This window comes from Cupriavidus sp. UBA2010 (genome assembly GCF_002335265.1).
GTDB classification, from domain to species: domain Bacteria; phylum Pseudomonadota; class Gammaproteobacteria; order Burkholderiales; family Burkholderiaceae; genus Cupriavidus; species Cupriavidus metallidurans.
In genome coordinates, this window is sequence record NZ_DDCI01000009.1 from 277,246 (window position 1) to 299,281 (window position 22,036).

The 22,036-nt window shown below is 62.0% G+C and carries 22 protein-coding genes and 1 tRNA gene; 22 read left to right on the forward strand and 1 reads right to left on the reverse strand.

Features of this window, described 5'->3' with window-relative positions; all coding sequences use genetic code 11:
• The first annotated feature begins 3 nt into the window (after positions 1-3).
• From B2246_RS04660 to B2246_RS04675, 4 genes are all read left to right on the forward strand, one after another.
• On the forward strand, positions 4-657 hold the full coding sequence (locus tag B2246_RS04660) for a phosphatidylserine decarboxylase (RefSeq protein ID WP_008643330.1): 654 nt from the start codon (positions 4-6) through the stop codon (positions 655-657).
• Positions 658-682: 25 nt separating this feature from the next.
• Positions 683-1,576 (forward strand): CDP-diacylglycerol--serine O-phosphatidyltransferase, encoded by an 894-nt coding sequence (gene pssA, locus B2246_RS04665; protein ID WP_008643331.1) that lies wholly within the window; start codon positions 683-685, stop codon positions 1,574-1,576.
• Between the two features lie 88 nt (positions 1,577-1,664).
• Entirely contained in the window at positions 1,665-2,165 is a 501-nt protein-coding gene (gene lysM, locus B2246_RS04670) for a peptidoglycan-binding protein LysM (RefSeq protein ID WP_008643332.1), read from the forward strand.
• Positions 2,166-2,474: 309 nt separating this feature from the next.
• Positions 2,475-4,016, forward strand: coding sequence for a 2-isopropylmalate synthase (locus tag B2246_RS04675; RefSeq protein ID WP_008643333.1), 1,542 nt, complete (start codon positions 2,475-2,477; stop codon positions 4,014-4,016).
• 96 nt (positions 4,017-4,112) lie between these two features.
• Here the strand turns inward: B2246_RS04675 and B2246_RS04680 are convergent, their stop codons facing one another.
• A complete protein-coding gene (locus tag B2246_RS04680) occupies positions 4,113-4,646 on the reverse strand; it encodes a hypothetical protein (protein ID WP_008643334.1) in 534 nt (177 codons plus the stop codon).
• A 213-nt stretch (positions 4,647-4,859) separates the two neighbouring features.
• Here B2246_RS04680 and B2246_RS04685 point away from each other — a divergent pair, with 213 nt between their 5' ends.
• From B2246_RS04685 to nuoK, 18 genes are all read left to right on the forward strand, one after another.
• Positions 4,860-6,137: a branched-chain amino acid ABC transporter substrate-binding protein gene (locus B2246_RS04685; RefSeq protein ID WP_040010914.1), complete on the forward strand. Its 1,278-nt coding sequence runs from the start codon at positions 4,860-4,862 to the stop codon at positions 6,135-6,137.
• 165 nt (positions 6,138-6,302) lie between these two features.
• Positions 6,303-6,572, forward strand: a complete 270-nt coding sequence (gene rpsO / locus B2246_RS04690; protein WP_008643336.1) for a 30S ribosomal protein S15 — start codon at positions 6,303-6,305, stop codon at positions 6,570-6,572.
• A 465-nt stretch (positions 6,573-7,037) separates the two neighbouring features.
• Positions 7,038-9,215 (forward strand): polyribonucleotide nucleotidyltransferase, encoded by a 2,178-nt coding sequence (pnp, locus tag B2246_RS04695; protein WP_035881723.1) that lies wholly within the window; start codon positions 7,038-7,040, stop codon positions 9,213-9,215.
• 168 nt (positions 9,216-9,383) lie between these two features.
• Complete coding sequence (locus tag B2246_RS04700; protein ID WP_286879883.1) at positions 9,384-10,388, forward strand: NAD(P)H-quinone oxidoreductase; 1,005 nt, start codon at positions 9,384-9,386, stop codon at positions 10,386-10,388.
• Between the two features lie 116 nt (positions 10,389-10,504).
• On the forward strand, positions 10,505-11,242 hold the full coding sequence (gene tpiA, locus B2246_RS04705) for a triose-phosphate isomerase (protein WP_035881724.1): 738 nt from the start codon (positions 10,505-10,507) through the stop codon (positions 11,240-11,242).
• Between the two features lie 50 nt (positions 11,243-11,292).
• Positions 11,293-11,661, forward strand: coding sequence for a preprotein translocase subunit SecG (secG, locus tag B2246_RS04710; protein ID WP_008643340.1), 369 nt, complete (start codon positions 11,293-11,295; stop codon positions 11,659-11,661).
• A 197-nt stretch (positions 11,662-11,858) separates the two neighbouring features.
• Positions 11,859-11,943 (forward strand) — tRNA-Leu (locus B2246_RS04715).
• Positions 11,944-12,110: 167 nt separating this feature from the next.
• Positions 12,111-12,470 carry an NADH-quinone oxidoreductase subunit A gene (locus B2246_RS04720; protein WP_008643341.1) on the forward strand — a complete coding sequence of 120 codons (360 nt, stop codon included), beginning with the start codon at positions 12,111-12,113 and terminating at the stop codon, positions 12,468-12,470.
• A 6-nt stretch (positions 12,471-12,476) separates the two neighbouring features.
• Complete coding sequence (locus tag B2246_RS04725) at positions 12,477-12,959, forward strand: NuoB/complex I 20 kDa subunit family protein (RefSeq protein ID WP_008643342.1); 483 nt, start codon at positions 12,477-12,479, stop codon at positions 12,957-12,959.
• A 1-nt stretch (position 12,960) separates the two neighbouring features.
• Positions 12,961-13,560 carry an NADH-quinone oxidoreductase subunit C gene (locus B2246_RS04730; RefSeq protein WP_008643343.1) on the forward strand — a complete coding sequence of 200 codons (600 nt, stop codon included), beginning with the start codon at positions 12,961-12,963 and terminating at the stop codon, positions 13,558-13,560.
• A 9-nt stretch (positions 13,561-13,569) separates the two neighbouring features.
• Positions 13,570-14,823 (forward strand): NADH-quinone oxidoreductase subunit D, encoded by a 1,254-nt coding sequence (locus B2246_RS04735; RefSeq protein ID WP_008643344.1) that lies wholly within the window; start codon positions 13,570-13,572, stop codon positions 14,821-14,823.
• 211 nt (positions 14,824-15,034) lie between these two features.
• Positions 15,035-15,535, forward strand: coding sequence for an NADH-quinone oxidoreductase subunit NuoE (gene nuoE / locus B2246_RS04740; RefSeq protein WP_008643345.1), 501 nt, complete (start codon positions 15,035-15,037; stop codon positions 15,533-15,535).
• A 1-nt stretch (position 15,536) separates the two neighbouring features.
• Positions 15,537-16,832 (forward strand): NADH-quinone oxidoreductase subunit NuoF, encoded by a 1,296-nt coding sequence (gene nuoF, locus B2246_RS04745; protein ID WP_008643347.1) that lies wholly within the window; start codon positions 15,537-15,539, stop codon positions 16,830-16,832.
• Between the two features lie 13 nt (positions 16,833-16,845).
• Positions 16,846-19,218 carry an NADH-quinone oxidoreductase subunit NuoG gene (nuoG, locus tag B2246_RS04750; RefSeq protein WP_008643349.1) on the forward strand — a complete coding sequence of 791 codons (2,373 nt, stop codon included), beginning with the start codon at positions 16,846-16,848 and terminating at the stop codon, positions 19,216-19,218.
• A gap of 18 nt (positions 19,219-19,236) precedes the next feature.
• Entirely contained in the window at positions 19,237-20,301 is a 1,065-nt protein-coding gene (gene nuoH, locus B2246_RS04755; RefSeq protein WP_008643351.1) for an NADH-quinone oxidoreductase subunit NuoH, read from the forward strand.
• A 71-nt stretch (positions 20,302-20,372) separates the two neighbouring features.
• Positions 20,373-20,864, forward strand: a complete 492-nt coding sequence (nuoI, locus tag B2246_RS04760) for an NADH-quinone oxidoreductase subunit NuoI (protein WP_008643353.1) — start codon at positions 20,373-20,375, stop codon at positions 20,862-20,864.
• A 163-nt stretch (positions 20,865-21,027) separates the two neighbouring features.
• Positions 21,028-21,669 carry an NADH-quinone oxidoreductase subunit J gene (locus B2246_RS04765; protein ID WP_008643357.1) on the forward strand — a complete coding sequence of 214 codons (642 nt, stop codon included), beginning with the start codon at positions 21,028-21,030 and terminating at the stop codon, positions 21,667-21,669.
• A 17-nt stretch (positions 21,670-21,686) separates the two neighbouring features.
• A complete protein-coding gene (gene nuoK, locus B2246_RS04770) occupies positions 21,687-21,992 on the forward strand; it encodes an NADH-quinone oxidoreductase subunit NuoK (protein ID WP_008643358.1) in 306 nt (101 codons plus the stop codon).
• Positions 21,993-22,036 lie beyond the last annotated feature (44 nt).

Below are 22,036 nucleotides of genomic sequence, written 5' to 3' on the forward strand. Positions count from 1 at the left end.
TGCATGAATTATCCTCATCCGCTGATCGCCCGTGAAGGCTGGCCATTCCTGGCCGGCGCATTCATTGTCTCGCTGCTGGTGCATATCAGCGCGGGCTTCTGGGGCGCGCTGCCGCTGTGGATCGTCACGCTGTTCGTGCTTCAGTTCTTTCGCGATCCGCCTCGGCCGATTCCATCGGCGCCAAACGCAATCCTGGCGCCTGCCGATGGCCGCATTGTCGTGGTCGAGAAAACGCAGGACCCGTACGCGGGCCGCGAGGCACTGAAGATCAGCGTGTTCATGAATGTGTTCAACGTGCACTCGAACCGCTCGTCGCTCGATGGCAAGGTGGAGAAGCTCGAGTACTTTCCCGGCAAGTTCGTCAATGCCGATCTCGACAAGGCATCGGTGGAGAACGAGCGCAATGCCGTCGTGATCCGCCGTGCGTCGGATGGCCAGGTGGTGACGCTGGTGCAGGTGGCTGGCCTGGTAGCGCGCCGTATCCTGTGCTACATCAACGTGGGCGACATGCTATCGCGTGGTCAGCGCTACGGCTTTATCCGTTTCGGTTCGCGGGTGGATGTGTACCTGCCCGTGGATGCCCGTCCGCGCGTGACGATTGGCGAGAAAGTCTCGGCGTCGGCGACCGTGCTGGCTGATCTGGATGTGCGGGCGTAAGCGCGCCTGCTACAGGGGACACTGAATGGGTGCCTTCAATCGACGCAACAAGCGCGTCAACAACGGTAACGTGACGCACCTGCGTCCGTTTCGCCGCAACCAGTTGCGCAACGACAATGCGTATGACCCGGACGAGCACGATCTGGAGTACGTGCGTCCGCGCCGTCGTGGCATTTATCTGCTGCCCAACGCCTTTACCACCGCTGCCTTGTTCGCGGGCTTCTTCGCGATCGTGCAGGCGATGAACATGCGCTTCGACGTGGCAGCCATCGCAATCTTCGCGGCGATGGTGCTCGATGGCATGGATGGCCGCGTGGCCCGCATCACGAACACACAGAGCGCGTTTGGCGAGCAGTACGATTCGCTGTCGGACATGACGTCGTTCGGCGTGGCGCCGGCTCTGGTCATGTATGAGTGGATCCTGCATGACCTGGGCAAGTGGGGCTGGATTGCCGCGTTTGTCTACTGCACCTGCGCGGCGCTACGACTGGCGCGCTTCAATGCCAATATTGGGGTGGTCGACAAGCGCTTCTTCCAGGGGCTGCCAAGCCCGGCTGCTGCGGCGTTGGTGGCGGGCTTTGTCTGGCTGGCGATCGACAACAAGCTGCCGGTCAAGGAACTCTGGATGCCGTGGGTCGCATTCGGCATCACGCTCTATGCCGGCTTGTCGATGGTCTCCAACGCGCCGTTCTACAGTGGTAAGGCGCTGGATGTGCGCTATCGCGTGCCGTTCGGCATGATGGTGCTGGTACTCGTGCTGTTCGTGGTCGTTTCTTCCGATCCACCCGTGGCACTGTTTGGCCTGTTCGTCGCCTATGCGATTTCAGGTTACCTGCTGTGGGCATGGCGAACGCTGCACGGTCAGCGTGGCGGCGTCGACAAGTCGCGTGCGCCGGGCAACGGCTCAGGCGGCAACTGATCCAACATAGGAACAAAGGCGCTTTCGGGCGCCATTGCTTTTCTGTAGTCTGTGCGTTGTACGTTTCACCCACCCTCAGGAGGACATCATGGGCATGTTTGACTTCATCAAGGAAGCGGGAGAGAAGCTGTTCGGCAAGGGAGAGGCCAAGGCGGCCCAGGATGCGGCTGTGGCCGATCCGTCGACGGACAAGGTCGATGCGGCCAACCGCGCGGCTGGCGATGCCATCGAGGCTTATATCGCGCAGATGGGACTGACCGCGACGGGGCTGACAGTCACGGTTGACGGCTCGCAGGGCAAGGTCACCGTCTTTGGCGTGGCGGCTGACCAGGCAACGCGCGAGAAGATCATTCTGTGCTGCGGCAACGTGGAAGGCGTGGATTCGGTCGAGGACAAGATGTCTGTCAACGTCGAATCGGACGAGTCACAATGGCACACCGTCGTGAAGGGCGACACGCTCTGGGCGATCTCCCAGGCTGCCTACGGCAATGGCGCCGAATACAACAAGATCTTCGAGGCCAACAAGCCGATGTTGTCGAATCCGGACAAGATCTACCCTGGCCAGAAACTGCGGATTCCGCCGAAGTGAGTCGCTGGCAGGTATCGGGAATGATGCGGTTGCACACACGCGCCAAACCGGATATAGTCGCCGACATGATTTCGCGCCAGACCCTAATCGCCCGCACCATTCTAGGTGGCCTACTAGGCCGTCAGGTCGGGTTGCGCGCGCGCTAAGGGTCACCAATCGCCTTAACGCGGAATCACCAGGATTCTTTCGAACGCCCCGGCCTGCATCGTTGCACGCCGGGGCGTTTTGCATTCTGACGCGATTGTCCGGCAGCAAGATTGAGATCGGGACAGCACGGCACAACAGGGTACAGCCCAGGAGCTCCACAAAATGTCTGACAAACTCATCATTTTCGACACCACCTTGCGTGACGGCGAACAGTCGCCCGGCGCGTCCATGACCCGCGAAGAGAAGATTCGCATTGCGCGCCAGCTTGAACGCCTGAAGGTCGACGTGATCGAGGCAGGTTTTGCGGCAAGCTCCAATGGTGACTTCGAGGCCATCCGCTCGATCGCCCAAGTGGTCAAGGATTCGACGATCTGCTCGCTGGCCCGTGCCAACGACAAGGACATCGCTCGTGCCGCCGAGGCGCTCAAGCCGGCAAACTCGTTCCGTATCCACACGTTCATCGCCACCTCGGCGCTGCACATGGAAAAGAAGCTGCGCATGACACCGGACCAGGTTTATGAGCAGGCACGTCTGGCCGTGCGCTTCGCGCGCCAGTTCACGGACGACATCGAGTTCTCGCCGGAAGATGGCAGCCGCTCGGACATGGACTTCCTGTGCCGTGTGCTCGAAGGCGTGATCGCCGAAGGCGCCACCACGATCAACCTGCCCGACACCGTGGGTTATGCCGTGCCGGAAGGCTATGCCGAGCTGATCCGCTCGGTGCGCGAGCGCATTCCGAACTCGGACAAGGCCGTCTGGTCAGTGCATTGCCACAATGACCTCGGCATGGCCGTGGCGAACTCCCTGGCTGCCGTGAAGCTCGGCGGCGCTCGCCAGATCGAGTGCACGATCAACGGCCTTGGCGAACGCGCGGGTAACACCAGCCTGGAAGAAGTGGTGATGGCCGTGAAGACGCGCCGTGACTACTTCAACATGGATGTGGGCATCGACACGACCCAGATCGTGCCGGCCTCGAAGCTTGTGTCGCAGATTACCGGCTTCGTCGTGCAGCCGAACAAGGCCGTGGTGGGCGCCAACGCGTTTGCCCATGCGTCCGGCATTCACCAGGACGGCGTGCTCAAGGCGCGCGATACCTACGAGATCATGCGCGCCGAGGACGTGGGCTGGACGGCCAACAAGATCGTGCTTGGCAAGCTTTCGGGCCGCAATGCGTTCAAGCAGCGTCTGCAGGAGCTTGGCGTCCAACTCGAAAGCGAAGCGGAGATCAATGCGGCATTTGCTCGCTTCAAGGAGCTCGCCGACCAGAAGGCCGAGATCTTCGATGAAGACATCATGGCGATCGTCTCCGATGAAGAGCAAGAGCACGCCAATGAGCACTATCGCTTTATCTCGCTGTCGCAGCGTTCGGAAACGGGTGAGCGCCCCCATGCCCGCGTGGTGTTTAACATCGATGGCAGCGAGCAGACCGGCGAAGCTGAAGGCAATGGCCCGGTGGACGCCACGCTGCACGCGATCGAAGGCAAGGTCAATAGCGGTGCCGAACTGGTGCTGTACTCGGTGAACGCGATCACCGCTGGCACGCAGGCCCAGGGTGAAGTCACGGTACGTCTGTCGAAGGCGGGCCGTATCGTCAATGGCGTGGGTACCGACCCGGATATCGTCGCCGCATCGGCCAAGGCCTACCTGGCCGCGCTGAACAAGCTGCACGACAAGGCTGTGCAGAAGATCAACCCGCAGATCTGATCCCGAATCCTGCGATGCCGCTGGCGGGGCTCACAAGGCCCCGCCATCATGAAACGCCCGCCAGTCGCGTATCCCGCGATGGCGGGCGTTTTGTCGTCAGCGCTCAGGGCGGTCGCGCAAGGGGTCGGGTGTCACCAGTGTCTGGCGCAGCACACCCGTATCGTCGAACATGAAGTTGAACATCGAGTACCACTGGTCCTCGTGGAGGAAGCGGTAGCTCCAGGCCTCTTGCTTCAGGCGCGGGTAGTACTCGATCGGCTCGCGCGGCGCGCCGAAGTGTTCGAGCACGTCCTTCTTGGTCCAGACATTGACCTTTGCCTTGTACAGCTCGGTCGTCGTCAGCATCTGGCGGAAATTCGTCAGCTTGCCATCCCGATCGAAATCGGCCGCGTAGGAATACTCGCCGAGCGGCTGCTTCGAATAGAACCAGCGGGTTGTCCCGTCATCGAGCTTGTAGACGTCGGTGGGCTTGCCGAATGCGGCCTGCACGGCGCTCTGCGGCTGGCCGACGAGCTTGAGTCCGGAGTCGACCGGGGCAAGGACGGTGCAGGCGCCCAGCGCGAGGGTGGCCAGGACGGCCCACAGAATTGAAAGCAGATGGCGACTGCCACGCTGATAACGGGAGGGCATGACTTCAGGCTTGGCACATGGTGGATGCGAGTGGCGGCAGTTTAGCCGCACCAGTCGCGTCGTGTGAATGCCGCATTGCTTCTTTCAGATTCGTCTGCTTAGTCGCAATAAACTTCGCGGATCTAATGGCATCTGGCGATGATCGATGAAGATTGCCGGTCCGGGCGCATCTGCCTTAACATCGCTCGCTTTGCTGGGTAACTGGGGAGGGCGATGGCCTGGATTCGAGGGAACAGATTGCGCGTCTGGGTGGCTGCTGCGCTGTTTTGCGCGGCGGCAGCCGCGCAGGCGCAGGCTGGCGCGCCAATTCGCCTGGGCATGATCGACGGCCTGTCCGGCCCCTTTGCCAACGCAGGCGAGGCTGTGGTGCGCAACCTGCGTATCGCCATCGAGCGCGTCAACGCGAGCGGCGGTGTCAAGTTGCCCGATGGGTCGCATCCGTTCGAACTGGTGACATTCGATAGCAAGGGCAATGTCGATGAAAGCCTGATCCAGTTCCGCAGTCTGGTCGACAAGCGCATTCCGTTTGTGCTGCAAGGGAACAGTTCGGCCGTGGCCAGCGCGCTCGTGGGGGCAATCAACCGTCAGAACGCGCGCCAGCCCGATGCTCGCGTGCTGTTCCTGAACTATTCGGCCGTTGATCCTTCGCTGACCAACGAGAACTGCAGCTTCTGGCATTTTCGTTTCGACGCCAGCGCGGATATGCGAATGCAGGCGTTGACCGAGGCCATCCGAAGCGAGCGTTCGGTGCGCAAGGTCTACCTGATCGACCAGGACTACAGCTTCGGCCATCAGGTGGCGCGTTCGGCGCGTGAAATGCTGGCGACAAAGCGTCCGGATATCCAGATTGTCGGCGACGAGTTCCACCCGATCGGCAAGATCAAGGATTTCGCGCCGTATATCGCCAAGATCAAGGCGAGTGGCGCTGACGCGGTCATCACCGGTAACTGGGGCAACGATCTGACGCTGATGGTGAAGGCCGCGCGCGAGGGTGGCCTCAATGCGCGCTTCTACACGTTCTATGGCAATGGGCTCGGTGCGCCGGCAGCGATGGGTGACGCGGGTGTGGGCCGGGTGCTGGCCGTGGCCGAATGGCACCCGAACGTAGGCGGGGCGGCATCCGATGCGTTCTACCAGTCGTTCCGGGCACGCTATCCGGACCCCAAGGATGACTATGTGCATCTACGCATGCAGATGATGGTGGAGATGCTGGCGCGGGCGATCGAGCGCGCTGGTTCTACCGACGCCGTGGCCGTGGGCTATGCGCTTGAGGACATGCGTTTTACCAACGCGTTCCACGAGGCTACCGTGCGGGCGGACGACCACCAGGTCCTCCAGCCGCTTTATGTCTCGGTCATGGCGAAGCAGGGCGGCGATGTCCGTTTCGACAATGAAGGCTCCGGCTACGGATTCCGCACGATAAAGAAGCTTAAGACCGCCCAGACCACGCTGCCGACCACGTGCCGTATGGAGCGCCCGCCGCGCAATTGAGGCGGGCGCCGCCGTAGACTTCGCCGCGGGCGGGAATTCGGCTATAATGCGCGGCTGTCGTCCTCAAGCCACCCAGCTGGATGGCGACAGATGCCTCAAGTCATTCAGGCACGACGCAGGTGGCGCATCCCGCGCTGCAGCGTTCGCAAGTGAAAGGAAATCATCATGGCAACTGCCAATATCAACAAGTCCGAGATCATCGCGAAGTTCGCTCGCGGCACCAACGACACGGGTAGCCCCGAAGTTCAGGTCGCTCTGTTGACGACCCGTATCAACGAACTGACCCCGCACTTCAAGGCCAACATGAAGGATCACCACAGCCGCCGCGGTCTGCTGCGCATGGTGAGCCGTCGCCGTCGCCTGCTGGACTACCTCAAGGCCAGCGATGCCGATCGTTACCGCGCCCTGATCGAAGCCCTGGGCCTGCGTAAGTAAGGTCTGCGGATGGCAGCACGAATCCTGCGGAAGTTGCACGCGCACGATTTCACGTGAGGCCGCAATGCCTGCGTCAGCACTGCTGAGGCAGGCATTTTGCTTTTCTGGTCCAGCGATTGATATGCTGGGCCAGGGTTGGTAGTGATGTTCGCTTCACTCGAAAGTCGGGCGTTGATGCCCGGCGCCGTTGCGCCAAGTCGCGCGACGGAGTAAGTTACCTCGCTCTTTATCGCGCATTTTTGCGCATTGACACTGGAGTCGGCACCAAGGAAACGGGGTTTTGTGTCATTCCATCGCGGGTTGCATCGTCCACGTGCCTTCACGGACGGTGGCGCGATGGAATGGCATAGCACTTCCCTGGGACTGCGGACCGGATTACCTCCGGCAGTTCGCCTGCCGCTGCGAGCGCAGGCGTCGCCGATCGTGCATGTGTGCGGCCGGCAAGCATGAAATCAAGGAACGCTCATGACCATGTTCAACAAGATCGTCAAGGAATTCCAGTGGGGCCAGCACACGGTCCGCATGGAAACCGGCGAAATCGCACGCCAGGCATCTGGCGCCGTGATCGTCGACGTGGAAGACACCGTGGTGCTGGCCACCGTGGTGGCAGCCAAGAGCCCGAAGGCGGGTCAGGACTTCTTCCCGCTGACCGTCGACTACATCGAGAAGACCTACGCTGCTGGCAAGATCCCCGGTGGCTTCTTCAAGCGTGAAGGCCGTCCGTCGGAAAACGAGACGCTGACCTCGCGCCTGATCGACCGTCCGCTGCGTCCGCTGTTCCCGGAAGGTTTCTACAACGACGTGCAGGTGGTGATCCACGTGCTGTCGATCAACCCGGAAATCCCGGCTGACATCCCCGCGCTGATCGCTTCGTCGGCTGCACTGGCCGTTTCGGGCATCCCGTTCAACGGTCCGGTTGGCGCCGCTCGCGTCGGCTACAAGGACGGCCAGTACCTGCTGAACCCGACCCGCGCGCAAATCGCGACGTCGGATCTGGACCTGGTGGTTGCCGGTACCGAACGTGCCGTGCTGATGGTGGAATCGGAAGCCCACCAACTGTCGGAAGACGTGATGCTCGGCGCCGTGGTGTACGGTCACGAGCAAATGCAGATCGCGATCAACGCGATCCACGACCTGGTGCGCGAAGGCGGCAAGCCCGAGTGGGACTGGGCTCCGGCTCCGAAGAATGAAGCGCTGATCGCCAAGGTCAGCGAGATCGGCCTGCCGCTGTTGCAGCAAGCCTACCAACTGCGTCAGAAGTCGGCACGCAGCACCAAGCTCAAGGAAATCTACGCAACCGTGCAGGCCCAACTGGCCGAGGCCGGCGTGGAAGCCGACAAGGTGGAAGTGGGCAACGTCCTGTTCGACCTCGAGGCGAAGATCGTGCGTGGCCAGATCCTGGCTGGCGAGCCGCGTATCGACGGCCGCGACACGCGCACCGTGCGCCCGATCGAGATCCGTTCGTCGGTGCTGCCGCGCGCGCACGGCTCGGCGCTGTTCACCCGTGGTGAAACGCAGGCACTTGTGGTGGCCACGCTCGGCACCAAGAGCGATGAGCAGATCATCGACGCGCTGGCCGGCGAATACCGCGACCGCTTCATGCTCCACTACAACATGCCTCCGTTCGCCACCGGCGAAACAGGTCGCGTTGGTAGCCCGAAGCGCCGTGAAATCGGTCACGGCCGTCTGGCCAAGCGCGCGCTGATCCCGGTGCTGCCGAAGGACGACGAGTTCGCGTACACGATCCGTCTGGTGTCGGAAATCACCGAATCGAACGGTTCGTCGTCGATGGCTTCGGTCTGCGGCGGCTGCCTGGCGCTGATGGATGCTGGCGTTCCGGTGAAGGCGCACGTGGCCGGCGTGGCCATGGGCCTGATCCTGGAGGGCAACAAGTTTGCCGTGCTGACCGACATCCTCGGTGACGAGGATCACCTCGGCGACATGGACTTCAAGGTGGCCGGTACCGACGCGGGCATCACCGCGCTGCAGATGGACATCAAGGTCCAGGGCATCACCAAGGAAATCATGCAGGTGGCGCTGGCTCAGGCCCGCGAAGGCCGCATGCACATCCTCGGCGCGATGCAAGGCGCGATGGGTCACGCTCGCACCGAGCTGTCGGCGCACGCTCCGCGCATGATCACGATGAAGATCCATCCGGATAAGATCCGCGAAGTGATCGGCAAGGGCGGCTCGACGATCCAGGCACTGACCAAGGAAACCGGCACGACCATCGACATCCAGGAAGACGGCACGATCACGATCGCGTCGACGTCGACCGACGGCATGGCCGAAGCCAAGCGCCGCATCGAAGGCATCACCGCGGAAGCCGAAGTTGGCAAGATCTACGCCGGTACCGTGCTGAAGCTGCTGGACTTTGGCGCCATCGTCAACATCCTGCCGGGCAAGGACGGTCTGCTGCATATCTCCGAGATCGTCAACGAGCGCGTCAAGGACATCAAGGACTGGCTCAAGGAAGGCCAACAGGTTCGCGTCAAGCTGATCCAGGCCGATGAAAAGGGTCGTCTGCGTCTGTCCCTGAAGGCTGCGCTGGCCGAAGAGGGCGGCAGCATCAGCCCGATCGCGCAAGGCGATGCACCGGCCGCGGCACCTGCCGCCCCGGCATCGCCCGATCAGCAGCAGTAAGCTGACGGCGAACGCGGTCACCGCGTAGCACCCATGAAAGCGGCTGGCGATGTCCAGCCGCTTTTTTGTTTACACTGCCGGTCAGTTCGCCATCCGGTTCGCCTGCGACACGTGCGTCAGCAACGCCATCGCGCGCGATGCAATCCAAGACATTAATGAGGAGTCATCATGAAAGCCATCGAGATCCGTGAATACGGCGCTCCCGAAGTTCTGCAGGAAACGCAGCGTCCCGATCCGGAGCCGAAGGCCGGTGAAATCCTGATTCGTGTGGCGGCTGCTGGCATCAACCGTCCCGATGTGTTCCAGCGCACCGGCAACTATCCGGTGCCGCCCGGTGCGTCGGATCTCCCGGGGCTCGAGGTCGCGGGTGTGGTCGTTGGTGGAGACCTTTCGCATCCCGCCAATCGCTTCCGCCTGAAGGCTGGCGACCGCGTCTGTGCGCTGGTGCAGGGCGGTGGTTACGCCGAACTGTGCACGGCGCCGATCGAGCAATGCCTGCCCGTACCCGAGGGCCTCACCGATATCGAAGCGGCTGCGCTACCCGAGACATTCTTCACGGTGTGGAGCAACGTGTTCGATCGTGGGCAGCTTGGCAAGGGTCCGCGTGGTGCGGCTGAAACGCTGCTGATCCAGGGGGGATCGAGCGGCATCGGTACCACGGCAATCCAGATTGCCAAGGCACTTGGCTTCAAGGTCTTCGTGACGGCCGGCAGCGATGACAAGTGCAAGGCGTGTGAGGCGCTCGGCGCCGATCGCGCGATCAACTACAAGACCGAGGACTTCGTGGCCGAAGTGAAGGCGCTGACCGAAGGGAAGGGCGTCGACGTGATCCTCGACATGGTGGCGGGGTCGTATCTCGCGCGTGAACTGTCGTGCATCGCCGATGACGGCCGCATCGTGATCATCGCGCTGCTTGGTGGCGGCAAGGCGGAAATCCCCCTTGGCGATATCCTGCGTCGACGCATTACCGTCACCGGTTCCACGCTGCGCCCGCGTCCGGCTTCGTTCAAGGGCGCCATCGCGCAGGCGCTGCATCAGAACGTCTGGCCGTTGCTGGCATCGGGCAAGATCAAGCCGGTGATTCACAAGGTGTTTCCCGCAGCACAGGCCGCCGATGCGCATCGCCTCATGGAGTCGAGCGAGCATATCGGCAAGATCGTACTGACCTGGTAAGCCATGCTTCTTGCTGTGGTCCCGTGATCGCTTGCGGTCCGGGATTGCCTGCGCACGCTGGCGGCCCCCTTCTGACCACGCTACAATAGCCGGTTTGATTTAAAGAGGGGGCCCTTGTGAGACAAAAGCTGGTCATCGGCAATTGGAAGATGCATGGCAGCCTGGCCGCCAACGCGGCGCTGCTTGAGGGTATCAAGGCTGCACCTGCACGCGCGAAGCTGGCGGTCTGCGCGCCGTTCCCCTATCTTGCCCAGTGCCAGACGCTGTTGTCCGGTTCCCAGGTTGCCTGGGGTGCTCAGGATGTGTCGGCCGAGGCCCGTGGTGCCTTCACCGGCGAAGTGGCTGCCTCGATGCTGGGTGAGTTTGGTTGCGGCTATGCGCTCGTCGGCCATTCCGAGCGCCGTACCTACCATGGTGAAACTGACGCGGTAGTGGCTGCCAAGGCACTGCGCGCGTTGGAATTCGACATTGTTCCAGTGGTCTGTGTTGGCGAGACGCTGGCTGAGCGCGAAGCCGCTCAGACCGAAGCCGTGGTTGGCCGTCAGTTGCAGGCTGTTCTCGATGCTTTGTCTATCGAGCAGCTTGGTCGCATTGTCCTGGCCTATGAGCCTGTCTGGGCGATCGGCACGGGCAAGACGGCCACGAGCGCGCAGGCCCAGGAAGTTCACGCAGCGCTGCGTGCGCGGGTCGCGGCGAAGGATGTCGGTGTCGCGGCACGCATGGCCATTCTGTATGGTGGCAGCGTCAAGCCCGACAATGCGGCTGAATTGTTTTCCATGTCCGATATTGACGGGGGGCTTATTGGTGGCGCCTCCCTGAAAGCGGATGATTTCCTCGCGATCGGCAACGCCTGAATGCCGTACGCGACTGTCTGATCAGGCAAGTTCGAAACGACTTTAACCAAATGGCAATCTTCAAGACTTTGTTGGTAATCGTGCAGGTCCTGTCCGCGCTTGGCGTGATTGGTCTTGTTCTGCTGCAGCACGGCAAGGGTGCCGATGTCGGTGCGGCGTTCGGATCGGGCGCCTCTGGCAGTCTGTTCGGCGCTACCGGATCGGCGAACTTCCTGTCACGTACCACGGCCGTTCTGGCGGCACTGTTCTTCTGCTGCACCCTGGGTCTGACGCTGCTGGGCAACTACAAGCCCTCGGCATCCCTGGGCGTGATGGGCGCGGCGCAGCAGTCGGCGCCGGCCGCTGCGGCACCTGCTTCCGCACCTGCCGCAGCTGCAGCATCGGCCTCCGCCCCGGCGGGTCCGGCCGTGCCGAAGTAATTGCAATAATTGAACAGTGTGTCCACGGATTCCTGATTTTATTTGCAGTTGTGCATTGAACAAATCGGGAATCCTAGTTAGAATGCAGGGCTTGAAACGATTCCCCAGCGACGGGGCGAAAGCCGAAGGACAGACTCCTCGGCAGACGTTCCAGAGGGTATAAAAACCCAGCGCAAGGCAATATTGTTTCTCCCCCAGCCGACGTGGTGAAATTGGTAGACACGCTATCTTGAGGGGGTAGTGGCGAAAGCTGTGCGAGTTCGAGTCTCGCCGTCGGCACCAAACAACTTGATCGGAGTTCGTGTTACGCATCTCAAGATGCGTCGGCATGTCCTCCGGCAGTCCGCAAGGCGGCGCCGTAGCTATGACGGGATGGCGCTTGGGGTGGGCAACAGGACGCCGCTATAGCTGGTGCTGTTGACAACATTCCAGATAAGGCTGGCCGCATCTTGACTCTCGAAGCCTACTTCCCCGTCCTCATCTTCATCGTCTTTGGCGTCGTGCTCGGTGTGGCACTGATGGCCATCGGTCGAATTCTCGGTCCCTACAAGCCTGACGCAGCGAAGCTGTCGCCGTACGAGTGCGGCTTCGAAGCGTTCGAGGATGCGCGCATGAAGTTCGACGTGCGCTACTACCTCATCGCCATCCTGTTTATCCTGTTCGATCTCGAAACTGCCTTCCTGTTTCCGTGGGGCGTCGCCCTCAAGGACATCGGTTGGCCGGGATTCATCGCCATGGGCGTGTTTCTGCTGGAATTCATCGTGGGCTTCGTCTACATCTGGAAAAAGGGCGCGCTCGATTGGGAGTGATGTGAAATGGCAATCGAAGGCGTTCTCAACGAAGGCTTTGTCACGACGACCGCTGACAAGCTGATCAACTGGACCCGTACGGGTTCCCTGTGGCCCATGACGTTCGGTCTGGCCTGCTGTGCAGTGGAAATGATGCACGCCGGCGCCGCGCGTTACGACATGGACCGTTTCGGCGTGATTTTCCGCCCGTCGCCGCGTCAGTCCGACGTGATGATCGTGGCAGGCACGCTGTGCAACAAGATGGCCCCCGCTCTGCGCAAGGTGTACGACCAGATGGCCGAACCGCGCTGGGTGATCTCGATGGGATCGTGCGCCAACGGCGGCGGCTACTATCACTACTCGTATTCGGTGGTGCGTGGCTGCGACCGCATCGTGCCGGTCGACATCTATGTTCCGGGCTGCCCGCCGACGGCGGAAGCGCTGATCTACGGCGTGATCCAGCTCCAGAACAAGATCAAGCGTACCAACACCATCGCGCGCAAGGGCTGATATGGCGAACCTGGATACCCTCAAGGCTGCGCTCGAAAAGGTCCTCGGCAAGCGCGTGCAGAACCTGATCGAGGCCACCGGCGAACTGACGCTGATCGTCAAGGCCGCCGACTATCTCGAAGTCGCGCGTCTGCTGCGTGACGATCCCTCGTTGCGTTTTGAACAGCTACTCGACCTGTGCGGCGTGGACTATTCCGACTACGCCGAAGGCGCCTGGGATGGCTTGCGTTTTGCCGCTGTCTCCCAACTGCTGTCGGTAACGCACAACTGGCGTCTGCGTCTGCGCGTATTCGCGCCGGACGATGATTTCCCGGTGCTGCCGTCGGTCATCAACGTCTGGAACTCGGTGAACTGGTTCGAGCGCGAAGCGTTCGATTTCTACGGCATCGTGTTCGAAGGCCATCCGGATCTGCGCCGTATCCTGACCGACTACGGTTTCGTCGGCCACCCGTTCCGCAAGGATTTCCCAGTCTCGGGCTACGTCGAAATGCGCTACGACCCGGAACAGAAGCGGGTCATCTACCAGCCGGTGACGATCGAGCCGCGCGAAGTCACGCCGCGCGTGATTCGCGAGGAAAACTACGGCGGCACGCAGCACTGAGATCGCGTCATGGCAGATATCAAGAACTACACCCTCAACTTCGGCCCCCAACACCCTGCAGCGCACGGCGTGCTGCGTCTGGTGCTTGAACTGGACGGCGAAGTCATCCAGCGCGCCGACCCCCATATCGGCCTGCTGCACCGTGCCACCGAAAAGCTGGCCGAGCAGAAGACCTGGATTCAAAACGTCCCCTACATGGATCGTCTCGACTACGTGTCGATGATGGTCAACGAACACGCGTACGTGATGGCGATCGAGCGCCTGCTGGGCCTCGAGGTACCGATTCGCGCCCAGTACATCCGCGTAATGTTCGACGAAATCACCCGTCTGCTGAACCACCTGATGTGGATCGGCTCGCACGCGCTGGACGTGGGTGCGATGGCGGTGTTCCTCTACGCGTTCCGTGAGCGTGAGGACATGTTCGACATGTACGAGGCGGTGTCGGGCGCGCGTATGCACGCGGCCTACTACCGTCCGGGCGGCGTCTACCGCGATCTGCCTGACACGATGCCGCAATATCGCGCGTCGAAAGTCCACAACGAGAAGGCCATCAAGGTCATGAACGAAGCCCGTTCGGGCTCGCTGCTGGACTTTATCGAGGACTTCACGAACCGTTTCCCGACCTATGTCGATGAGTACGAGACGCTGCTGACCGATAACCGTATCTGGAAGCAACGTCTGGTCGATATTGGTGTGGTCACACCGGAGCGTGCGCTGCAGATGGGTTTCACCGGTCCGATGCTGCGTGGCTCGGGCATCGAGTGGGATCTGCGCAAGAAGCAGCCGTACGAGGTCTACGACAAGATGGACTTCGACATCCCCGTGGGTACGGCGGGCGACTGCTATTCGCGTTACCTGGTGCGTGTGGAAGAAATGCGCCAGTCGAACCGCATTATCAAGCAGTGCATTGACTGGCTGCGTCGCAACCCGGGTCCGGTGATCACCGAGAATCACAAGGTGGCGCCGCCGTCGCGTGTGGACATGAAGTCGAACATGGAAGAGCTGATTCACCACTTCAAGCTCTTCACCGAAGGTATCCACGTGCCGGCAGGCGAAGCCTACGCCGCGGTGGAGCACCCGAAGGGCGAGTTCGGCATCTATGCGATTTCGGATGGCGCGAACAAGCCGTACCGTCTGAAGATCCGTGCCCCGGGCTTTGCCCACCTGGCCGCGCTCGACGAAATGGCCAAGGGACACATGATTGCGGATGCGGTCACGATCATCGGTACACAGGACATCGTGTTCGGCGAGATCGACCGCTAAGGGATACCGGAAGACGAGTATCCCGTCACAGGCCGTTGCCCGGACGACGTTCCGGGTGTGTTCGGCCGGCCCCGGCTGTAACGGTGGCGGCAGGCAATGCCTGCAACGGATCGGCAAGGACGCGAAGGGGCGTCCGGGCCGGCAGAACATGGCAGCGACGGCTGCAAACTAGCGGAGCCCCGCGCGGCTTCGCCGTATTACTGCAATGACCATGCTATCAGCAGAAGCTCTCAAGGAAATCGATCGCGCGATCGCGAAGTATCCGGCCGACCAGAAGCAGTCGGCCGTGATGGCGGCACTCGCCGTGGCACAGGGCGAGGTGGGCTGGGTTTCCCCCGAAGTCATGCAGTTCGTCGCCAGCTACCTCGAAATGCCGCCCGTGTGGGTGGAAGAGGTGGCCACGTTCTACAACATGTATGACACCAAGCCGGTGGGCAAGCACAAGCTCGCCGTCTGTACCAACCTGCCGTGCGCGCTGTCGGGCGGCGAGCGGGCTGGCGAATACCTGAAGCGCAAGCTCGGGATCGACTATAACGAGACCACCGCCGACGGCTGTTTCACCCTGAAAGAGGGCGAGTGCATGGGCGCGTGCGGCGACGCACCGGTGATGATCGTCAACAACACCCGCATGTGCAGCTTCATGAGCGAGCAGAAGATCGACGCACTGGTCGAAGAGCTCAAGTCCGAAGCCGCCGCCAAGGGGGACAAGTAACATGACCTCTCTGCATGACCGTCATATCAAGCCGCTGATCCTGGCTGGCCTGGACGGCAAGAACTGGCACCTCGAAGACTACGTGAAGCGTGGCGGCTACAAGCAGCTCCGACGCATTCTCGAGGAAAAGGTAACGCCCGAGCAGGTGATCGCCGACGTCAAGGCGTCGGGTCTGCGCGGCCGTGGCGGTGCGGGCTTCCCCACCGGCCTGAAGTGGAGCTTCATGCCGCGTGCGTTCCCGGGTCAGAAGTACCTCGTCTGCAATACCGATGAAGGCGAGCCGGGCACGTTCAAGGATCGCGACATTATTCGCTACAACCCGCACGCGCTGATCGAAGGCATGGCCATCGGCGCGTACGCGATGGGCATCACCGTGGGTTACAACTACATCCACGGCGAAATCTGGAATGAATACAAAATCTTCGAGGAAGCCCTCGAAGAAGCGCGCCGCGCCGGCTTCCTCGGCGACAACATCCTGGGTTCGGGCTTCAACTTCCAGTTGCACGCCCACCATGGTTACGGCGCATACATCTGCGGCGAGGAAACCGCGCTGCTGGAGTCGCTGGAAGGCAAGAAAGGCCAACCGCGCTTCAAGCCGCCTTTCCCGGCCAGCTTCGGTCTGTACGGCAAGCCGACCACCATCAACAATACGGAAACGTTCGCCGCGGTGCCGTTCCTGCTGGAAGTCGGCCCCGAGAACTACCTGAAGATGGGCAAGCCGAACAACGGCGGCAGCAAGATCTTCTCGGTGTCGGGCGATGTCGAGCGTCCGGGCAACTACGAGATCCCGCTGGGTACGCCGTTCGCAACGCTGCTGGAACTCGCAGGCGGCATGCGCGGTGGCAAGAAGATCAAGGCGGTCATTCCGGGCGGTTCCTCCGCCCCGGTGGTGCCGGGCGACCTGATGATGGCATCGGACATGGATTACGACTCGATCGCCAAGGCCGGCTCGATGCTGGGCTCGGGCGCCGTGATCGTGATGGACGAAACACGCTGCATGGTGCGTTCGCTCCTGCGCCTGTCGTATTTCTACTTTGAAGAATCGTGCGGCCAGTGCACGCCGTGCCGTGAAGGCACAGGCTGGCTCTATCGCATGGTGAATCGCATTGAACACGGAGAAGGCCGCCAGGAAGATCTGGACCTGCTCAACAACGTCGCGGAAAACATCATGGGTCGCACTATCTGCGCACTCGGCGATGCAGCGGCGATGCCGGTACGCGGCATGCTCAAGCACTACTGGAAGGAGTTCGAGTATCACGTCGAACACAAGCAGTGCATGGTCCCGGCCTATTCCTGAAGCGTGGCAGAACATGGTTGAACTCGAGATCGACGGCAAGAAGGTAGAGGTTGCGGAAGGCAGCCTCGTGATGGAAGCGGCCCAGAAGCTGGGCACGTACATCCCGCACTTCTGCTACCACCGCAAACTGTCCATCGCGGCGAATTGCCGCATGTGCCTGGTTGAAGTGGAAAAAGCGCCCAAGGCGCTGCCCGCCTGCGCCACCCCGGTGACGCCAGGCATGAAGGTTTTCACCAATTCTGAGAAGGCTGTGAAGGCTCAGAAATCGGTGATGGAATTCCTGCTGATCAACCACCCGCTCGACTGCCCGATCTGCGATCAGGGCGGCGAATGCCAGCTCCAGGATCTGGCGGTGGGCTACGGTGGTTCGGAGTCGCGCTACAAGGAAGAGAAGCGTGTGGTGTTCCACAAGAATGTGGGCCCGCTGATCTCCATGGAAGAGATGACCCGCTGCATCCACTGCACTCGCTGCGTGCGCTTCGGCCAGGAAGTGGCCGGCGTGATGGAGCTGGGCATGCTGAACCGCGGCGAGCACTCGGAAATCACGACGTTCGTCGGCCAGACCGTGGATTCGGAACTGTCCGGCAACATGATCGACCTGTGCCCGGTCGGCGCGCTGACCAGCAAGCCGTTCCGCTACTCGGCCCGTACGTGGGAACTGGCACGCCGCAAGTCGGTGTCGCCGCACGACGGCCTGGGCGCCAACCTCGTGGTCCAGACCAAGAACCAGCGCGTGATGCGCGTGGTGCCGCTGGAGAACGAGGACATCAACGAATGCTGGATCTCCGATAAGGACCGCTTCGCCTACGAAGGCCTGAACAGCGCCGACCGTCTGACCCGCCCGATGCTCAAGCAGGGTGGCGAATGGATGGAAACGGACTGGCAGACCGCGCTCGAATACGTAGCCAATGGTCTGGCAAGCATCAAGCGCGATCACGGCGTCGACCAGATTGCTGCGCTGGCCAGCCCGCACAGCACGCTGGAGGAGCTGTTCCTGCTGGGCAAGCTCGTCCGTGGCCTGGGCAGCGACAATGTCGACTTCCGCCTGCGTCAATCCGATTTCTCGGCCGCACTAAAGGGCGCGCCGTGGCTCGGCATGCCGGTGGCCGACGTCAGCACGCTGCAACGCGCGCTGGTGATCGGTTCGTCGCTGCGCAAGGATCATCCGCTGCTGGCGTCGCGTCTGCGTCAAGCCGTGAAAAAGGGTACACGTGTGGCCGTGATTGGCGCGGGCGGTGAAGACCTGCTGATGCCGATCGCCGCGCGTATCAATGCTGCCCCGTCGGGCTGGACCGCCGCACTGGCCGGCGTGGCCCGTGCCGTGGCCGCCGCCAAGGGCGTGACCGCTCCGGCCGGTACCGAAGGATTCGACGGTGGCGATGCCGCGAAGGCCGTGGCCGATATGCTGCTGTCGGGCGAGCGCCGTGCGGTGTTCCTCGGCAACGAAGCCGTCCGTCACCCGCAGTTCTCGTCGCTGCACGCTCTGGCGCAGTGGATCGCCTCGGAAACGGGCGCGACGCTGGGCTTCCTGACCGAGGCCGCCAACACGGTCGGTGGTTATGTTGCTGGCGCCCTGCCGCAGCAAGGCGGTGCCAACGCACAGGCCATGCTCGATGCGCCGCGCCGCGCGTACATCGTGTTGAACGCCGAGCCCGAGTTCGACGCCGCCGATGGCCGCAAGGCACTGGCCGCGCTGAACCAGGCCGGCACGGTTGTGGTGCTGTCGCCGTTCCGTTCGGAAGCCGCGCTGCAATACGCAGACGTGATCCTGCCGGTCGCGCCGTTCACCGAAACCGCAGGTACGTTCGTCAATGCCGAAGGCAAGGCGCAGAGCTTCAACGGCGTGGTACGCGCGCTGGGTGAGTCGCGTCCGGGCTGGAAGGTGCTGCGCGTGCTGGGCAACCTGCTGGAAGTGCCGGGCTTCGACTTCGACACGGCTGAAGCCGTGCGCGATGCCGCGCTGGCTCGCCCGGTCGCCGAGCAACTGAACAACTCGACCGATGCTCCGATCCGCGTGACGGCTGCTGCCGCCAACGGTGTCGAGCGTATCGCCGATGTGCCGATTTACCACGCCGACCCGATCGTGCGCCGTGCCGACTCGCTGCAGCTTACCGCCGCCGCGCGCCGTGCGATGCAGGTGTCGCTGTCGTCGGATCTGTTCGCCAAGCTGGGCGTGCAGGCTGGCGATCCGGTGCGTGTGATGCAGGATGGTGCCAGCGTGGTGCTGCCGGCCGCTCTCGAAGCGACGCTGCCGGCAAACACCGTGCGCGTGCCGGCCGCCACAGAGGCTGCCGTGACGCTGGGTGCGCTGTTCGGCAATGTCACCGTTGAGAAAGCCATCGACCTGCCGGCCGGCAACAACGCGGCCGCGACGGCCACCGCATAAGAAGAGCGAGAAAGCAACATGATCGACTGGATTACCTCGCAAGGTCACGACATCTTCGGCATGTACTGGACGCCGCTGTGGATCCTCATCCGCGCGGTGCTCATCGTGGTGCCGGTGCTGCTGTGCGTGGCCTACCTGATTCTGTGGGAGCGCAAGCTGATCGGCTGGATGCACGTGCGTATCGGCCCGAACCGCGTGGGTCCGCTGGGCCTGCTGCAGCCGATCGCCGACGTGCTGAAGCTGCTGCTCAAGGAAGTCATGTTCCCATCGCAGATCAACCGGGGCATGTACCTGGTGGCTCCGCTGATGGTGCTGATGCCCGCGGTGGCTGTCTGGGCGGTGATTCCGTTCCAGGCCGAAGTGGTGATGGCCGATATCAACGCCGGTCTGCTGTATGTGATGGCCATCAGCTCGGTGGGCGTCTATGGCGTGATTCTGGCTGGCTGGGCCTCGAACTCGAAGTATGCGTTCATCGGTGCGATGCGTGCCGCGGCGCAGATGGTGTCGTACGAAATCGCCATGGGCTTCGCTCTGGTGACCGTGCTGATGGTGTCGGGCAGCCTGAACCTGTCGCACATCGTGAACGCCCAGAACACCGGCTACTTCGCCAACATGGGCCTGAACCTGCTGTCGTGGAACTGGCTGCCGCTGCTGCCGATGTTCGGCGTGTACTTCATCTCGGGCGTGGCTGAAACCAACCGCCACCCGTTCGACGTGGTGGAAGGCGAATCGGAAATCGTGGCCGGCCACATGATCGAATACTCGGGCATGACGTTCGCGCTGTTCTTCCTGGCCGAGTACATCAACATGATCATCATCTCGACGATGACCTCGCTGATGTTCCTCGGTGGCTGGGCACCGCCGTTCTCGAGCGCGCTGACCAATGCGATCCCGGGCTTCTTCTGGCTGGTGATCAAGGTATTCCTGCTGCTGTCGGTTTTCATCTGGATTCGCGCTTCGTTCCCGCGTTACCGCTATGACCAGATCATGCGTCTGGGCTGGAAGATCTTCATTCCGCTGACCGTGGCTTGGCTGATCATTGTGGCGATCTGGATCAAGTCGCCGTGGAACATCTGGCACTAAGAGGCCAGGCGATGGTGCGTGACTGCCAGGGGCAGGGCGCGCCGCGCGGAAATACTTAGGAAGCAATCGTCATGCTGCTCGCCATCAAGGACTTCTTCAACAGCCTGCTCCTGAAGGAACTCTTCAAGGGTATGGCTTTGACCGGCCGCTATCTCTTCGCGCGCAAGATCACTGTCCAGTTCCCGGAAGAGAAGACGCCGATGTCGCCGCGTTTCCGCGGCCTGCACGCACTGCGCCGCTATCCCAATGGGGAAGAGCGTTGCATCGCCTGCAAGCTGTGCGAAGCGGTGTGCCCGGCATTGGCCATCTCGATCGAATCGGACGTGCGTAACGACGGCACCCGCCGCACCACGCGCTACGACATCGACCTGACCAAGTGCATTTTCTGCGGCTTCTGCGAAGAAGCTTGCCCGGTTGACGCGATCGTCGAGACGCACATTCTCGAGTATCACGGCGAAAAGCGCGGTGACCTGTACTTCACCAAGGACATGCTGCTGGCCGTGGGCGACCGCTACGAGCCGCAGATCGCCGCGGCCAAGGCTGCGGACGCGAAGTACCGTTAAGCGTATCGACGCAGGGCGGGAGCAGGGCGCTTGAGGCGCCGGCTCCCGAAAGCGAAATTGAATCGGTCCCGCAAGGGGCCAACAGAAGGATGCCGCGAGCACGCGTGGCCACCCCGAAAAGGGGCCTGTGTGCAAGCGGCCCAAAGAGGATCCGATAGGGACCATGGAACTCACGACCACCATCTTCTATGTCTTTGCGTTGGTGCTGGTGCTGTCCGCACTGAAAGTCATCACGGCAAAGAACCCGGTGCATTCCGCACTGTTCCTCGTCCTGGCGTTCTTCACCGCCGCAGCGATCTGGATGATCCTGAAGGCCGAATTCCTCGCCATCCTGCTCCTGCTCGTGTACGTCGGCGCCGTGATGGTGCTGTTCCTGTTCGTCGTGATGATGATCGACATCGACATCGAGCATTTGCGGCGCGACTTCTGGACCTACGTGCCGATGGCCTCGATCATTGGCGCGCTGATCATCGCCGAAATGGCGATTGTGCTTGTGCGCAACTTCATCGGCACGACCAACGCCGTGCTGCCCGCAGGCGCGCAGGATCCGAACTATTCGAATACCGCCGCGCTGGGCAAGCTGATCTACACGGACTACATCTACGCGTTCGAAGTGGCCGGCATCATCCTGCTGGTGGCCATCATCGCCGCCGTTGCGCTGACGCTGCGTCGCCGCAAGGACGTGAAGGCCCAGGACATTGGCGCCCAGCTCCGTGTGCGCCGAGACGAGCGCGTGCGTCTGGTGAAACTGCCGGCCGAGGGCCGGGCCGAAGCGGATGCCGCGGCAGCCGCCAACAAGAACTAAAGCCCGGAGAAACCGCTGTGCTCTCTCTCGCCCACTTCCTCGTCCTCGGTGCGATCCTGTTTGCGATCAGCATCGTTGGCATCTTCCTGAACCGCAAGAACGTGATCGTGCTGCTGATGGCGCTCGAACTGCTGCTGCTTGCGGTGAACATGAACTTCGTCGCCTTCTCGCACTACATGGGCGACCTGGCTGGTCAGGTTTTCGTTTTCTTCATCCTCACGGTGGCCGCCGCCGAGTCGGCAATTGGTCTGGCAATCCTGGTTGTGCTGTTCCGTAACCTGGACACGATCAACGTGGACGACATGGATACCCTCAAGGGCTGATTCATGACCGCATCCACATTGAACCAAGACTGCTCCCCGATCGC